The sequence below is a fragment of the Endozoicomonas sp. 2B-B genome (assembly GCF_053470045.1).
On sequence record NZ_JBLZMU010000001.1, the window covers coordinates 4075737 to 4091759 of the forward strand.

At 50.3% G+C, this 16023-nt stretch carries 15 protein-coding genes; 6 read left to right on the plus strand and 9 right to left on the minus strand.

Features of this window, described 5'->3' with window-relative positions; genetic code table 11:
* Nucleotides 1–66: 66 nt before the first annotated feature.
* Both ACOMHB_RS15590 and crcB read right to left on the minus strand, forming a co-directional pair.
* Nucleotides 67–1557 carry a hypothetical protein gene (locus ACOMHB_RS15590; RefSeq protein ID WP_448217301.1) on the minus strand — a complete coding sequence of 497 codons (1491 nt, stop codon included), beginning with the start codon at nt 1555–1557 and terminating at the stop codon, nt 67–69.
* A 112-nt stretch (nt 1558–1669) separates the two neighbouring features.
* Nucleotides 1670–2059, minus strand: a complete 390-nt coding sequence (gene crcB, locus ACOMHB_RS15595; RefSeq protein WP_422134050.1) for a fluoride efflux transporter CrcB — start codon at nt 2057–2059, stop codon at nt 1670–1672.
* Between the two features lie 250 nt (nt 2060–2309).
* Between crcB and ACOMHB_RS15600 the strand changes: the two genes are divergently transcribed.
* The 3 genes from ACOMHB_RS15600 (at nt 2310) to ACOMHB_RS15610 (ending at nt 3896) form a co-directional block, all read left to right on the plus strand.
* A complete protein-coding gene (locus tag ACOMHB_RS15600; protein ID WP_448217302.1) occupies nt 2310–2657 on the plus strand; it encodes a type II toxin-antitoxin system RelE/ParE family toxin in 348 nt (115 codons plus the stop codon).
* On the plus strand, nt 2641–2922 hold the full coding sequence (locus ACOMHB_RS15605) for an addiction module antidote protein (RefSeq protein ID WP_448217303.1): 282 nt from the start codon (nt 2641–2643) through the stop codon (nt 2920–2922). Before ACOMHB_RS15600 ends, ACOMHB_RS15605 begins: the two co-directional genes overlap by 17 nt.
* A gap of 266 nt (nt 2923–3188) precedes the next feature.
* Nucleotides 3189–3896 carry a class I SAM-dependent methyltransferase gene (locus ACOMHB_RS15610; protein ID WP_448217304.1) on the plus strand — a complete coding sequence of 236 codons (708 nt, stop codon included), beginning with the start codon at nt 3189–3191 and terminating at the stop codon, nt 3894–3896.
* Nucleotides 3897–3899: 3 nt separating this feature from the next.
* On the opposite strand, the gene ACOMHB_RS15615 is transcribed toward ACOMHB_RS15610, so the two are convergent.
* From ACOMHB_RS15615 to ACOMHB_RS15635, 5 genes are all read right to left on the minus strand, one after another.
* Nucleotides 3900–4214, minus strand: a complete 315-nt coding sequence (locus ACOMHB_RS15615; RefSeq protein ID WP_448217305.1) for a hypothetical protein — start codon at nt 4212–4214, stop codon at nt 3900–3902.
* A 104-nt stretch (nt 4215–4318) separates the two neighbouring features.
* Nucleotides 4319–5596 (minus strand): replication-associated recombination protein A, encoded by a 1278-nt coding sequence (locus ACOMHB_RS15620; RefSeq protein WP_448218647.1) that lies wholly within the window; start codon nt 5594–5596, stop codon nt 4319–4321.
* Between the two features lie 62 nt (nt 5597–5658).
* Nucleotides 5659–6372, minus strand: coding sequence for an outer membrane lipoprotein periplasmic chaperone LolA (lolA, locus tag ACOMHB_RS15625; RefSeq protein WP_448217306.1), 714 nt, complete (start codon nt 6370–6372; stop codon nt 5659–5661).
* A 6-nt stretch (nt 6373–6378) separates the two neighbouring features.
* On the minus strand, nt 6379–8811 hold the full coding sequence (locus ACOMHB_RS15630) for a DNA translocase FtsK (RefSeq protein ID WP_448217307.1): 2433 nt from the start codon (nt 8809–8811) through the stop codon (nt 6379–6381).
* Nucleotides 8812–8924: 113 nt separating this feature from the next.
* Nucleotides 8925–9920: a C45 family autoproteolytic acyltransferase/hydrolase gene (locus ACOMHB_RS15635; RefSeq protein ID WP_448217308.1), complete on the minus strand. Its 996-nt coding sequence runs from the start codon at nt 9918–9920 to the stop codon at nt 8925–8927.
* A gap of 317 nt (nt 9921–10237) precedes the next feature.
* Here ACOMHB_RS15635 and ACOMHB_RS15640 point away from each other — a divergent pair, with 317 nt between their 5' ends.
* Together ACOMHB_RS15640 and ACOMHB_RS15645 are read left to right on the plus strand one after the other, a co-directional pair.
* Nucleotides 10238–10447 carry a hypothetical protein gene (locus tag ACOMHB_RS15640; RefSeq protein WP_448217309.1) on the plus strand — a complete coding sequence of 70 codons (210 nt, stop codon included), beginning with the start codon at nt 10238–10240 and terminating at the stop codon, nt 10445–10447.
* Between the two features lie 87 nt (nt 10448–10534).
* The gene (locus ACOMHB_RS15645) at nt 10535–10840 is read left to right on the plus strand and encodes an RNA recognition motif domain-containing protein (protein ID WP_422134059.1); all 306 of its coding nucleotides are present in this window, start codon (nt 10535–10537) and stop codon (nt 10838–10840) included.
* 282 nt (nt 10841–11122) lie between these two features.
* Here ACOMHB_RS15645 and ACOMHB_RS15650 read toward each other — a convergent pair whose 3' ends face one another.
* On the minus strand, nt 11123–11530 hold the full coding sequence (locus tag ACOMHB_RS15650; protein WP_422138176.1) for a hypothetical protein: 408 nt from the start codon (nt 11528–11530) through the stop codon (nt 11123–11125).
* Between the two features lie 172 nt (nt 11531–11702).
* Here ACOMHB_RS15650 and ACOMHB_RS15655 point away from each other — a divergent pair, with 172 nt between their 5' ends.
* On the plus strand, nt 11703–12599 hold the full coding sequence (locus tag ACOMHB_RS15655; RefSeq protein WP_448217310.1) for a hypothetical protein: 897 nt from the start codon (nt 11703–11705) through the stop codon (nt 12597–12599).
* A gap of 365 nt (nt 12600–12964) precedes the next feature.
* Here the strand turns inward: ACOMHB_RS15655 and ACOMHB_RS15660 are convergent, their stop codons facing one another.
* A complete protein-coding gene (locus tag ACOMHB_RS15660) occupies nt 12965–16021 on the minus strand; it encodes an efflux RND transporter permease subunit (RefSeq protein WP_448217311.1) in 3057 nt (1018 codons plus the stop codon).
* Nucleotides 16022–16023: the final 2 nt, after the last annotated feature.

Genomic DNA, 16023 nt, shown 5'->3' on the forward strand with positions numbered 1-16023 from the left:
GGCTCCCGGCAGGCAGACAGGAAAAATGCCGGGCACAAAGACGTAGAATCAAACAGATACATGACTTCAGTCCCAGACCGCATCCCGACTCTGAACTTGTTCAGTAGAGGGTGTACCAAAGCTGTCATAACCACCAGAGCTGCCGTAACCACCAGAGCTGTCATAACTACCAAAGATGTCATAACCACTGCCGCCATTACCGCTGCCTGGAAGACTGAAAATGGAGCCGAATGCCTCCCCAAACCCGTCTTGATGATGAGTTGATTGAGTGGCTTGTCTTTTAGCCTCTTCCTCCTGCCTTCTCAGACGTCTTTCCTCTTCCTCCTGTCTTCTCAGGCGTCTTTCCTCTTCTACTGCCCAGATATCGCCTTCTTCCCACGAATAGCTGTATAGCCTTGGCTGTGGAGACTGCATGAAACTGACCTGCTTCCCTTCAGCGCTGTTAGGTCTCAAGTTCCTTCCCTGGGGACCTTTCCGCCCGGGTTTGTCGATGCCCGATTCTGTGTCATATTCGAAGGAGATCACTATGTAAACCGCAGCGCAGGTCAACACGCCAAGCATAGCCCCCATCCCAAGCGCTGCTTTTAACACAGTGGGTTGATACCAGGCTTCCCCATTACTTTCATGCCGATTGTGATGGCTGCCCGGATTCTGACCGGGCGGCGGTGGTGTAACAGGCACCATTTTTTCAACAGCCAGAATCCTGCGGATCTGCTGGTACCACTCATGACCATAATCCTCACGATCTGTGGCTTTCATAAACAGCGCGGAGAGATTTTCCTGATACTCACGACGTTTGCTGTCTGTATGCCAGAGGGTGGGATGGTTGTTAAAGGTTTTAGTCAGCAGGGACAGGTAAATGCTAAATGCCGGGTCTCTGGCAATCTTCGGGTTCTGCTTTTGCCGATCTACCTTGTGGCTTAGAGAACGAAGCACCTTGCCACGCAGAAAACGCTCCTGCATTTCCAGAAGAATAAAACCGATTTGCTGAGCTAATTGCTCCCGGGAAAGCTGGTTGGACGGGAATTCTCTGAAACTGTTTTGCACAGCCTCCTGAATCAGGCTTTCCATGGAATCCATGCGATCTTCAGCGAGAACCCCCTGAAGCAGTAAGGGCCGAGTGTGGAACCAGTGAGCAACATCCTGGGATTCCCGCATGGATGGCGCATTGCTGACTGCCTGCAGGAGATGAAACATGGAACGATCACTGCCATCCAGCTCCTCGTCACCATTGATTTTTGCGATAGTATGCCGGGTTGCCTGCTGGACCAGCCCGGTGAGAAGCTGCTGTCGGGCTTCGGTCTGATTGCCTGTTGCAGAGTGGCCTTCCAGCCAATGATCCAGCTCATAGTGGTCATAAAGTCGCCTTACAGAAACCATGATGGCTTTTAACAGCTTCTCGTTTTCTTCTGCAAAGACGTAGTCAAAATAGAGTCTGTTGAGATTTTCCCGGGCGTACCTGAGCGCTTTCTGCTCAGGTGAATCAACACTGCCCCAACAGGAAGCAACCAACACAAGACTGACAAAAACGGAACTAATTATTCGAAAAAGATACATCCTATACCTCCTTTTCTTTAAAGAATATTTTCCTTAACAAACCCCGGAAGCATAGGACAATCTACTGGCAGGTGCAGAAATAGCGATAAACGGTTGAGCCTGTATCCAGGTTCTAAAGCGCCCAGCGGACCCCCTGATAACCCAGCCAGGTTCCCAGCAGGCAAACAAGAACACTGCCAAGCCCATAGGCCAGGGCAGTCAGAAGCTGATCGGATTGAAGCAATCTCATCAGATCCAGAGAGAAGGTTGAGAAAGTGGTCAGTGCGCCCAGAAAACCGGTCATCACAAAGACCTTCCAGGTGGGTGATAACATGGCTTTTTCTGTCAGCAGGTACCAGCAAACCCCCATGATAACTGATCCCACCAGGTTAACCGTCAGCGTCGGAAAATGATGCAGATGGGGATTACGGGTCAGCACAAACAGCTCATAGACAAATGCTCTGAGAAGGGCTCCCAGTGCACCACCCGCAGCGACGGCTATCCAGTGTGTAGCTTGCATCATAATTCCTGTTTGTTTTCTGGTCACAGTTCTGCCCGTAGCCGCTTTTGCTACGTCAGGCGTGACCAGACTGATAGAGTTTGATCTGTGCCAAGATAACACGGGCTCCCCGGCATTGGCAGTGGGACAAACAGGTCAGCCGACTGGACAGATATCTCTGACCTGCTTCAATTGAACTGCCAGAACGGTTCGCCAAAAATCACGCCAAAGGTTCCAAAAAATCAGACACTTCAGGACGGAGCACTTTGCAAAAATGTATCCTATAGGTTACAGTCTGGAAATTATGAAATTCGATTTAGTGGCCACAGAGGTATTCCAGAAGTGGCGCAAAGGCCTGAAAGACCGCCAAGCGGCGAAGGCTATCGCCATAAGGCTTGAGCGGGCCAGGGCCGGCCACCTCGGAGATGTCCAGTCCGTTGGAAACCAGGTCAGTGAGATGAGAATTTTTGTTGGTAAAGGATACCGCCTCTATTTCACAATCCGGAACCGTCAGCTAATCGCACTCTTATGCGGTGGCGACAAAAGCAGCCAAAAGCGGGATATTCTCAAAGCCCACACATTGATAGAACAAATGAGGAATGACGATGGCACTGAAACTTGAACCTTTTAACCCTGTGGAAATGCTGGAAACCGATGATGAGATTGCACACTTTCTGGCTGAGGCTTATCTGGACGACGACCCCGCTGTTTTCGTACTCGCTCTGGGTGACGTGGTTAAGAAAAAAGGGGTCGCTCAATTGGCCAGGCAAACCGGGCTGAGCCGGGAGAGCCTTTACAAAACCTTCAATGGCAGGGTGCAGCCCCGTTGGGATACGGTTCACCGCCTGCTGAAATCACTGGGTGTCAAACTCACTGTTACAGCCTGAATTGCCAGCGCGGTTCTTATCTGCTCCATATGATCAATGTCGTTGACGACCATAAGCTTCAGGGTTGATCTCGACCAGCGTCTGGTGCTCTGATTTTCAGCGGAAGAGCACCTTATTCTATGTTTTCCGGCTTCTGCGCTGCGGGCTCCCTGGCATTGGCAGTGGGACAAACAGGTCAGCCGACTGGACAGATATCTCTGACCTGCTTCAATAACAGTGGGTCTCCCGTCTTTCATTCCATCATCAGAGTACACCCCGGTAAGCCGATGAAACATCGTTCAGAAGTCGATATTTTTAATGAACAATGGCAGTGCTACCGCTGGCTGGTCGATAACAATGTCATGGGCCACCAGCAGCTGATGCGTCTTGCTACTAGTAAACTCATGCAGCACTACGGCGATCAAAAAGTAGACCTGCTCGATCTTGGCTGTGGCGATGCGTCACTGGCAGTAGAGATGACCAGAGAGCTATCGCTAACCTCCTACACGGCAGTCGATCTTGCTGAATCTGTTTTAGCCATGGCTAAACAGAACATGCAAAAACCCGGGGTTGATTCACAGTTCTTTCTCAGTAATATTTTCGACCCCCTGCCAGTTAAGGGCGCCTACAACCTGATCTTCAGCAGTTTCGCCATTCATCATGGCTCCCTGTCGGAAAAACAGGCGCTTTTCTCGGAACTCAGGAACAAGGCAGAACCCAACAGCCTGTTTGTGATGATTGATGCCATCAGGCTTGATCAACAGAGTCGGGATCAATACATCGAAAAAGTTGGCCAGTACTTCAAAAGTATTTCGGAGCTTCAGGGCGACTGGCAGAACCTTGTTCTGGATCACGTCAGCCAGTTCGACTTCCCGGAAAGTATTGCGCAGCTTTGTGAAATAGGTGAGCAGGCTCGGTGGCAGCTGCTGGATCACCAGATAGTGAAAGAGCTGCCGGACTATCCGGCAGCGATCATGGTCTTTCAGGCGATTTGAGTATTATCTGTAAACCGGTAGCGTCCCACTGAACCTGATACTACAGAAAAAAACAGACCCTGTGGTGATTTTACATTGGCGGTAAATACCCTTATCCGCCACAATAGCCGACCCGCTGTATTTACGGTCACAGCCGGAAACCTTTCCCTGAATGATTTCACACTGACGGTAGGCGCCATTGTTTTTAATCACCGCTGTGCCGGTATACATGCCACCACATTGGCTGATCTGACCATGACTGATTGAGCAGGTGCGATATTCACCGGCAAGGGTTATGCCTGACATCAGCAGGCTGGACAGGAATATCCAGAACTTCATTTTAAATACCCGGGGAAACTTTGCGCTTGCAGATTAACTTCATCATGATTGAGGTTCATCGGGGCCCATGGCTATCTTTCAGTTGTCACGAGAACCGGTATGGATCAGTCTTCCTGACGTCGGCGAACGGGACTCTGCTGATCCCATTGCGCCAGTTTCCCGAGCTTCTCCCGAATTTTGATTTCCAGTCCGCGATCATTGGGCTGGTAGTACTTTCGGGCCTCCATATTCTCTGGAAAATAGCATTCACCGGCTGCATAGGCATTGGGCTCGTCATGGGCATAGCGGTATTCAGAACCGTAGCCCAAGGATCCCATCAGCTGGGTGGGAGCATTTCTGAGATGGTGCGGAACGTCAAAGGAAGGGTTTCCTTTGACATCGGCCATCGCCGCCTTCCAGGCCAGATAGACGGCGTTACTCTTGGGCGCACAGGCACAATAAACTGTGGCATGGGCCAGAGCCAGCAACCCTTCCGGACTGCCCAGCCGCTCATAAGCCTGCCAGGCATTCATGGTCATCTCCAGCGCTCTTGGATCGGCATTGCCAATGTCTTCACTGGCAATCGCTACCAGTCTGCGAATGATATAGAGTGGATCAGCGCCACCATCCACCATTCTGGCAGCCCAATAGAGTGCGGCATCGGGATCAGAACCTCTCACGGATTTATGAAAGGCTGATATCTGATCGTAAAATGCGTCACCGCCCTTATCGAAACGTCGGCCACTGTCGGCGAGAATCTCGGTCACCGTTGCCACTTTAATCTGGCCATCCTCACTGAGATCTGCCGCTACTTCCAGAGTATTCAGAACCCGTCTGGCATCGCCATCGCCATAACGAATCAGAATATCTTCAGCTTCAGGCTCCAGTGAAACAGGACTGCCCTTAAAACCCCGTTCGTCAGACAGAGCCTGATGGAGCACTTCTCTGAGCGCATCGTCCGTCAGCGGTTTTAATACATAAACCCGGGCCCTGGAGAGCAAGGCGTTGTTCAACTCAAAGGAAGGATTCTCGGTAGTAGCACCGATAAATGTGATAGTGCCATCTTCAATATGGGGCAAAAAAGCGTCCTGCTGAGACTTGTTAAAACGATGCACCTCATCCACGAACAAAATGGTTTTGCGCTGACGGGTCATCTGCTCGTCCCGAGCTCTGGCGACCGCAGCCCGAATGTCTTTGACACCAGAGAGAACCGCAGACAGTGTTTCAAAGTGGGCATCACAGACACCGGCAACCAACTGGGCCAGAGTTGTTTTCCCGACCCCTGGTGGCCCCCAGAAAATCATCGAATGAATGGCACCCTGCTGCAAAGCTTCACGCAGAGGTTTGCCTCTGGCCAGAATATGCTCCTGCCCCAGGTACTCATCCAGGTTGCGGGGCCTCATGCGTGCAGCAAGGGGCTCATAACGGGATGACTCGTCGTCAAACAAACCGGCAGAATACACAGCTAACCCCGGGTCTCATCAATGACATCAAAACCTTTGGGAGGTTTTACCTCAAACAGGCTGTCATTCAACTGAGTGTTTTCCTTCACCCCGGAGAACAGGATTCTGCGCTTGCCACCCAGAGAATCAGACAACTCAATAGCGCTTAGCCTCCCCTGGCGAAAATCAATATCCAGCTTCTCAAACAGGTCTGACTCCTCTCTGGGTGTCAGAGTGAATCTCTCATTGCGATCCTTGCTATAGACAGAAACCTTGTACTGTTTCAGCAACTCACGGGCATTCCCTGTCAGCAGTTTGGCTGGCGTATTGGCCCTGCGTGCATCCTGCTTCTGGATGATCACCTGCTGGAGTTCAGGGTCTACCATCCAGACTTTATTGCCCTGGGCAACGATCTCCTGTTCAAAAGGTTCCCTGGTAAGCCAGCGAAAAAGATCAGGACGTTTCATTTGCATCTCCCCGGATTCTGTCTTGGTACGACCATCAGAAGAGACCGCTTGCTGTTGAAAATGAGCACTCAGACTTTTTATGGACTGCAGTTTTTTGGCGAGAGCCTGAGAGGCTTTCTCATCGTTCAGCCCCTTGCTGACATCCAGCTTCTTGACTGGTTGAGCCTTCAGGGTGGTGGCTGAAACATTTTCCAGCGGGGCCGCCATGACCTGCGCTGAGACATTGAAAATAGCAGTAATTACAACCACTTGGGAAATTTTATTAAACACTCAACTTCAACCCTTCACGGGAGGTGGTGCGATCACCTCACGATTACCATTATGACCTGCCGGACTCACCACACCGGCTGTTTCCATAGTCTCTATGATACGCGCAGCGCGGTTATAACCAATCTTTAATTTACGCTGCACTGACGAAATTGACGCTCTTCGGCTTTCAGTCACAAAGGCGACCGCTTCATCATACAGGGCGTCTTGCTCTGAATCTTCATCCAGTCCACCACTGAAAGCACTGCCGTCGGAAGCCGTATCGGCGCCACTGAGAACGGCTTCCACATAATCAGGTTTGCCCCGCTTCTTCCAGTCAGCAACCACCCGGTGCACTTCATCATCGCTGACAAAAGCACCGTGAACACGAATAGGAACACTGGTTCCCGGCGGCAGGTAGAGCATGTCGCCATGACCCAGCAATTGTTCTGCCCCACCCTGATCAATGATGGTGCGGGAGTCAATTTTACTGGACACCTGGAAACTGATTCGGGTCGGAACATTAGCTTTGATCAGGCCGGTAATGACATCCACCGAAGGACGCTGGGTTGCCAGTATCAAATGGATGCCCGCCGCACGGGCTTTCTGGGCAATCCGGGCAATCAGTTCTTCGACTTTCTTACCGACAATCATCATCATGTCAGCAAACTCATCCACCACCACGACAATGAACGGCAGTGATTCAAGCTCAGGGGCCAGATCACCGAGGGTCATGGCTTCGTGGAATGGATCACGCAAAGGCTCGCCCGTAGCCGCCGCATCTTTGACCTTTTTGTTGTAGCCAGCAATATTCCTGACCCCCAGAGCCGCCATCAGCTTGTAGCGACGTTCCATTTCTGCCACACACCAGCGCAGGGCGTTGGCGGCTTCTTTCATGTCGGTCACTACGGGAGATAGCAAATGCGGAATACCGTCATAAATCGACAGTTCCAGCATTTTCGGGTCAATCATAATCAGACGAACGTCTTCCGGCCCGGATTTGAAGAGCATGGAGAGCAGCATGGCATTAACGCCAACCGACTTACCGGAACCGGTAGTCCCTGCCACCAGCAGGTGCGGCATTCTTGCCAGATCTACCACCACCGGCTGACCGGCAATATCATGTCCAAGCGCCAGACTGAGTGGGGATGCGGCTTGTTCATAAGCTCTGGAAGCAATCAATTCTGCAAAGAACACCGTTTCCCGGTCGTCGTTGGGAATTTCGATGCCCATCACTGACTTGCCAGGAATCACTTCAACCACCCGGACACTGACCACAGCCAGAGAACGGGCAAGATCCCTGGCCAGATTGGAAATCTTGCTGGCCTTGACTCCGGGCGCAGGCTGAATCTCATAACGGGTAATCACCGGACCCGGATGCACAGCGACCACTTCAGCTTTAACACCAAAGTCTGCCAGCTTGGCTTCCAGCAGGCGGGAGACAATGTCCAGCTCTTCCTGGTTAATACCGTTGCCATGATCTTTGATTTTGTCGAGTAAGCCCACGCCGGGTAGTTCACCTTCCGGCGGTATTTCAATGGCATCTTCTATATCGGCTAAAGGGCTTTTCCCGGGCACGGCAATTTTGCCGAGTCTGGTGGGTTTTGATTCGGGCTCAGGAGCCGGGAGAACCACTACAGGCTCCTGACGCTGCCTTGGAGCAAAGTCGGCAGGCTCCGGCTCAGGCTGAGCGGCTTGAAAGGCTTCACGATCCCTTTCACGTTGCTCTTTCCAATCAGCGATGCGAGCCCGGATGATTGCAACCAAACGGATAATGCCCCTGCCTGTTCTGGCAAAAGTTATCTTTAATAACCGCCCGATTGTATCCAGAACCTGAAACCATGACAGATGGGTGTATATAGTGAATCCCACCAGAAAAATGGCCAGCAAAATCAATGTGCTGCCGACCAGATTAAAAACAGGCAGTGACTGTTCCATAATCATGCGACCGAGAATACCACCGCTCCGGGCAGGCAAGCCCCTGCCGACTGTTTCCAGATGAATAGCAGCCAATGCTGCCCCTGTAGCCAGAGCCAGCAGTAATCCCAGTGAGCGCATAACAAACCAGCCGGGTTGCCAGCGCCAGGCACTGTATCGATATTGAAAAACCAGCACCGTTTTGATGACCAGCAGAACCGGTATCCACCAGGCAAATACACCAAACAGGGAAAACAGGACATCACTGAACCAGGCTCCCGCTCTGCCTGTGCTGTTTGCCACTTCTCCTTCATGGCCCACGTAGCTCCAGCCGGGATCTGTAGGGCTGTAAGAAAACAGCGCCAATGCAGTAAAAGCAGCCAGCACCAGCAGGAATAACATACCCGCTTCTCTCAGTCTCAGTACCAGAGCACTGGCTTCTTCAGTCCCTGCGCCAGAGTCCGCATCACGAATACCCGTTATGGCTTTGAGCATCGGCTTTTCTTCTGCGGCTCGCTTACGCTTCTTGGTGATCGATTCGGACATTCGACTCCCGTTTAATCTCCTGACAGTCTCATCAACAGTTGCTCTGCGCGCAGAGCAGCTCACGGTTTATTTCAAGATACCATGCAACCAACACAGGGTCCCAGCATTGAATATTACGCCAGGCGGTAACTCTCAAACCCCTGCTCAGGGTCGTGCCCCTCCCTCAACAACATTTGTCGTTTACCAAGATTCATTATCAGGGTCACCAGAGTTCCCGCATTTCCGGTCAGCTCATGATAACTGTAGGGCCTGAGAACCGGAAAAGGTTTTTCATTATTATCAAGCATTTGCATCATGGTCTTAAGGTTCAGTTGAGGGTTATACAGTAACCCATCCTCTAGCCGTTTGAGCCGGGTCTCAGTACACGGCTTTGATGAAGTTGGCTGGGCCTGACCCGGCTGAAAGTAATGATTGGTATGCAGATAAGTATCCTGTTCCGTGGATTGGAACCAGGGCTGATCAGGTGCCAACTCAACCGCTATGGTTTCTTTTTTATCCGCGACCATAATGTGACTGGCCTTGCCTGCCCCGTGAGCCTCGATCAGAGATCGGGCTTCCTGAAGGCTTTGAGATTCCAGCAATGCTCTCAATAAAATGTGAACAGGCAAGCCGGTCAGTTTTCGGGTGGCGGGCAGAATATTCAGACAGACACCCAGCCCCGCAGAGTTCATTCCGATTTTGGCCAGCATACCCGGCTCGGTCATGGTCAGAAATCGATGACCGTTTTCGAGTTCAACATCTGCCAGGGCCAACTTGCCTGCCAGTGCTTCAGCCCAGTCCCAGTTTTGCCCTATCAGCCCCTGCCTTGGGAATGCGACAGAAGAACACTCAATGGGCGAGGACATAAGCTCACTGCGGGCGTTAATGCAATAAATCCAAAAAGGCTCAATGTCTGCGGCTTCGGCAATAGCATCCATCTCCACTTTATAGTGCGGTCTGAATGACAGAACTTTCTGCATCAGCAGATCAAGATGAGACTGTAAACGTTCCCTGTCTCTAAGAAAACGTGACCGGTAGTAATCCAGCACTGCGCTGATTTCATCGCGCATCTGCTCACCATGGATACGCCCCCGGTTTTTGGCTGATCCATTGAGCGCCAGTTTTTTCATCAATATGAGCCCCGAAATGTCCCGATTCATTAACAGCCCAATGCTCAATGGGCTTCCGTTGACGCTGCTGGTCTCGATTCTTGTGTCACTCTTCGTGGAAGATAACACAACAGAAAGCCAAGAAAAAAATCAGGATCATATGATTTCAGGAGTCGCTCCTGTATCAAAATCCCCGGCAGAGAGTATCTTTCGATATCAAGCTATTGAGCCTTGCTGCTTTACCTTCACTGATGTCTTTAAATATCACCCGTTTCAACTTCATACTTGACATAAAGCAATGAGGTTATAATCTGGATGCATGGCTTGGCTGACAGGCCATGATAATAATGATACTCATGATGTCAGAATATGGACTGTCTGGCTGCACTGAGTGCTCCGTTCACGAAAACCAGAACATTCAGGATATGATTCCGGAAACCCTGTGCAAAGAGGCCATTGGCCCCTCCCTTCATAACAACAAGAGAGATCAAAATGTTTCTGCCGGGTTTCTGCTGAAAGCCCTTAGATGTCGTCCTGAATTTAAATAATGATGCTGCCCAATGCCTTGTTCGAGCCAAATTGTGTGTCTCGATTCCGGGTTACAGTAGCTTTGGATAATTGGAGACCTATTTACCATGCAACAGAATAAACTGTTTATAGGTAACCTTCCTTTCAGCAGTGATGAAAGTGACCTTCAGCAAGCCTTCGAGCAATTTGGTGAGATCGATGAAATTCGCGTGATTACCGACAGGGAAACCGGTCGCTCCAGAGGTTTTGCCTTTATTACTTTTGCAGAAAGTGATAACGCTCAATCTGCTTTAACTATGGATGGTAAAGAATTGAATGGCAGACCCCTTCGAGTCAATTTTGCTACCGAACGCAATGCTGGAAAGACCCGTGGCAAGTCCCGCAATCAAACTCCTACGAGAAACAATGTCTGATTAAGGCGACGAACCTGACAGGGAAACAGATCGGTCATTTAATTTCAGTACCCGATATGACAGTGATGAAAGCTATGCTTTCCGGGCACCTGGTCGGCTCTGGTTGGCTTCAATCAGAAGCGGGAAATGGTTCCCGGCTTCCCTGATCATGACCCTGTCTTTTTTCTCCAGAATTTTTCATCATTCCCTGCTGTCACTTCATCGGGTTGATGGGTATTTTTCTCGGCACTTGCAGATCCATCGCTCGTTGAATCTGCATTTGCGGTTGTTGAATGGCTTTTGCTATCGGGTTGAACCGGAATTACTGAATTCAGGAATGGGCACTCTTGAAGTGCTGCTACAGTTTTTATTCTGTGCCAGACCTAGCAGGTAATTGTAACGTTGACGAAAGGCATTAATTTCAATCTGCTCTGCCTGACTGAGGTCCATAAAGAACCAGGGAACCAAGAGAAACGCACCGGCCACCCCCAGGGTTACGTTTTTACCGGTTTTATCGGTCTTGGGAACCAGCCTTCTGATTTCCTCCTCGATAAAGACTATTTCGTTTTCCAGAGCTGCACAGGAGCGATTGATATCCCCGTACTGTCGTACAGCAACCGGATGTGCATCCCTGCCTGCACAGCCTGCCTGCAGCAGCGTGACGGCCAGTAGTGATAGACCGGCAATTCGATGACTATTTCTTAACAACATAATTTAATCTGAACACTCTAAAAAAAACCAGATATAGGTTAGACCAACAAAACGATACTTCGTTCACTCCTTACAAAAAAATAAATAAAAACCTCTTTCGCAAGCCTCATCCCTATCCACTTTTGCCGATACAAATCTAACGTCTCCCTGCAACTGATTAATGGATGTCCTGATGAATAATGTGATGAATAAAAAGTATTTGCTTTCCCTTGCTCTGGTTCTCTCTCCTGTCATACAAGCTAACCAAAAACCTATAAAACCGGTTGAACCCGTAAAGGCTGAAATGACCGTTGAATCTGCCACTCAACCCGAACTCTCAGATAAATCTCCTCTGCCACTGGTTTCTGCTGCGGTGCGCTATGGAATGATGGCCAGTGCTTATTTGAACAGCCCCAGTGGGATGGTGACAGAAGGCTATCGTTTTCAAATCAGAAGCCTCTACCTGTCTTATCTGAAAGAGATGCTGGCAAAGCCGGGTCATACCGTTGAAAAAATTAATGAGACACTGTTGGCACAGTGGATGATGAGGCTGGGCCGTGAAGGTTTTGGACCTGAGACACTCCTGAGTATCAAAAATGGCATGCAGGACAAACTGGCCGAGTGGAGCCAGAAAAGCCTGTCAGGACAGATTACGCCTTCCCTGGAGTCCACTGAAATCATGCCCAAACTCGAACAGCAGATTAAGGCCTGCAAAAGAATGACGCCTCAACCCTCCAGTGATCCCGCCAAACGTCGCTCTTGCCACCAGGCCGAATCCCTGACCAGAATTGAATCCAGTGCAGTGATCGGCCCTGACCTGCTGAAAAGCGCCATGCTGAAATTGATTCCCTCTTATGCCCAGGGTTTAATCGATGTATCCAGTCGTCCTTACTACCGGGCATTTATTACTTCCAAAGAAGATTTCCAGGGGAGCGTGAGCACTTTACTGGGTCAGGGTTACACTGCACGTCAGCTGGCTGAAATTCTGGAATTTGCCGGTGTGGATTACCCGGAGGTTTTTAACAACCTTTATTACTACGCCCTTCGAAACGACCAGAGTATTCATGAGCCAGTGGTGATTCAAAACTGAACATCCTTTATCGAATGAGCGTAAAACCCCGTACTTTGAGGACGGGGATGAAAGCTCGGCTTGCAGAGCAAGCCCCTTGTGCTACTTTACTATCCGACAGGTGTTTTTAGCGATTACGCTACCTGACAGGAAAAGTAAAATACCTTCCGCTTTCTGCCCGTGTTTGTTAACGGGGTCGCCTAGACAATCCGAAAGGTAGAGCAGATTGTCGAATAAGGTGTATGCCGCTATAGGGTAAGGTATACACTGCGGTCGGGCATGACCGTCTAGCCGTAGGAATCCCCGTCGTTCACGGTGGGGAGGATTTCAAAAAAAAGAGCCGTGCTATTGAAAGTCACGGCTCGATTTTTTAGAGAGCAACGGCCTTATCCGTCATAGCGAACCTTGTAAAGCAGCGAATAAGTCACTGGCAGTACAATCAGTGTCAAAACGGTTGCAAAGCCGAGACCAAAGATAATAGTCACCGCCATTGAACTGAAGAAAGCATCAAACACCAGCGGTATCATACCCAGCATGGTGGTCAATGCAGCCATGCAAACCGGGCGTACCCTGCTGACAGAAGCATCAACAATGGACCTGGCAAGATTGCCGGTTTTCTCTTCTTCAATGTTGATTTGTTCCACCAGGACAATGCCATTCTTGATCAACATACCTGAAAGACTCAGTAAACCAAGCAGCGCTGTGAATGTGAAAGGCATATTCAGTAACAGCAAACCTGCCGACACCCCGATGACACCCAGAGGTACGGTAAACCAGATAGCCAGTGGCTGCCGAACCGTACTGAACAGCAAAACCGTAATAATAAACATTATCAGGTAACCCATCGGCAATGACTTAAAGATGCTGCCCTGGGCATTACTGGACATTTCGAATTCACCGCCCCATTCCAGGGTGTAACCTTCTGGCAGGCTGATGGACTCAATTTTATCCTTGAGCCTCAATCGAACCGATTCGGGGGTTTCACCTGTGAAGGGTCTTGCGTCTGCCATGACCGTGAGAACACGCTTCAGGTTACGACGCACAATCAGCGGATTTTCTGTAGCCGATTCGAAGCTGCTCACGACCTGAGCTACTGGCACAAAGGCATTACGCTCCTGGCTCCATACCTGAAGATCGGTCAGGGTATTGGCGTTCAGGCGTTCTTCCTCCGGAGCTCTGGCTATGATAGGCAACAGATGACTGCCATCCCGATACACACCCACCTGCTTGCCGGTAAAGTTCACCAGCAAGGCTTCATCCAGCGTCTGTTTTGAAATACCGCTTCGGCGGCCTGCCGCTTCATCAAACTGAGGACGGGCAATGGTAACCTGCTCTCTCCAGGACTGTCTCACGTCTACGGCTGAGGGCTCTTCCTCCATGATGGCCATGGCTTTGGCGCCCAGTTCCCGAAGAATAGCGGGGTCTGAGCCGTAGAACCTTGCTTCTATGTTGGCGGCGGGTGAAGGACCGTTCTGCAACAGCTTGAACTTGAATTCAATGCCCGGGTATTTGGCGTTCATAGCCTTTTCCATGGGACCAATCAGCGCTTTCATCCGATCCCTTTCATCGACCTCGATAATCAGCTGTCCGTAGCTGCTGTAACTCTTTTCCGGAGCATATGTCAGAATAAAACGCTGAGCCCCCCTGCCCATCACCGAAGTGACATTCACGACGCCCTCGTAAGTCAGTACATCCTGCTCAAGTTGCTTGATGGCTTCTTCAGTGGCACGAATATCACTGCCTTCCTGCATCCAGACATCGACAAAGAAGATCGGTGTATTTGAAGGAGGAAAGAAAGACTGCTTAACATAACCAAAACCGACAATGGCCGTGAACAGAGCGGCCACCGTCAATAACAGAGAAATAATTCTGTGCTTCAGGGCTTTGTTCAGAAACCAGCGATAAAAAGAGAACAGAGCGCCTTTATAGGGATCAGATTCACTGCCCACCATGGCCTCGGACGGTTCCTTGAATACCAGATGACAGAAAAAAGGTGTCAAAGTGAGAGCCAGAACCCAGCTGATCATCAGGGACAAAAACAGCACCTGAAACAGGGAAACCATGAAATCACCGGTGGTATCAGGTGACAGACCAATGGGCGCAAAGGCGATAATGGCAATCACTGTCGCGCCCAGCAAAGGCCACTGATTCTGAACCACCACCTGCCTGATGGCGTCCATTCGGGAAAGCCCTCTGTGCAAACCCACCAGAACCCCTTCGGTGACCACAATAGCATTATCCACCAGCATCCCCAGGGCAATGATCAATGCCCCGAGTGAAATAAGCTGCAAATCGACTCCCAGCAAGTTCATGCCGATGAAAGTGCCCAGAATGGTCAGCAACAGAATACCACCCATTAACAGACCGGAACGCAGACCCATGGCAAACAGCAAGACAACTATGACAATGGCAATAGCTTCAGCCAGACTGATCAGAAAGCCATTTACTGAAGCTCTGACCACTTCAGGCTGGTCATAGACAGTGGTAACATCGATCCCTACAGGACGGCTTGACTCCAGTTCGGCCAGACGGGCATTAACGGCATCTCCCACATCCACTACGTTCACGCCCTTGGCAAATGAGATGCCCAGAGAAATCGCCTGCTCACCATTACTTCGATAAAGGTTTTGAGGCGTGTCATCAAAGGTAGTGTGAACATCAGCAATATCACCCAGGTAGATCAGTTCAGTGGTGCCGGGTGAACTGACCAGCAATTGCTTCAACTCACTGATGTCCCTGAACTCTCCCGTGGGATGAATACGTACCGAAAAGCCATCAATAAACATCTTTCCGGCATTGGACACAACATTCTGATTTTGGATCAAACTGAAGATATAGGCCGGATCGACACCCAGGGCGGCGGCTTTGGGCTGAGAAATCTCAATAACCACCTGTTCATCGACCGTACCCGCCAGGCTGACTTTCTTGACGCCGTCGACCAGAGAGAGTTCACGTTGAAGAAAGTCGCCATAACTTTCCAGCTCACGATAATTAAAGTCGCGGCCACTGATGTTCAGCATGATGCCAAAGACATCACTGAAGTTATCATTGACACTCGAAGGCAAGACACCCTGAGGCATAGACGACTGGGTATCATTGACCTTACTGCGAAGCTCATCCCATATTTGCGGCTGATCGCTGGCCGTGAACTCATCTTTCAGCTCTATCATGATCTGGGAGAGACCGGCACTGGAGACAGAATCGATATTCTTCACGTATTCCATCTCCAGAATGGCCCGTTCCAAAGGTAAAGTGACCTCTTCTTCAACCTGCTGGGGTGAAGCTCCGGGATACGCGGTGTTGACCATCGCCTGGGGAATCGGAAATTCCGGGAACTCCAACTTGCCCAGACCAAAGAAGGATACCGTACCGCCAATCAGCAGCAGGACCACAAACATCCAGCTGATCACTTTGTTTCGAATCGAATACTCAGCAATATTCATGC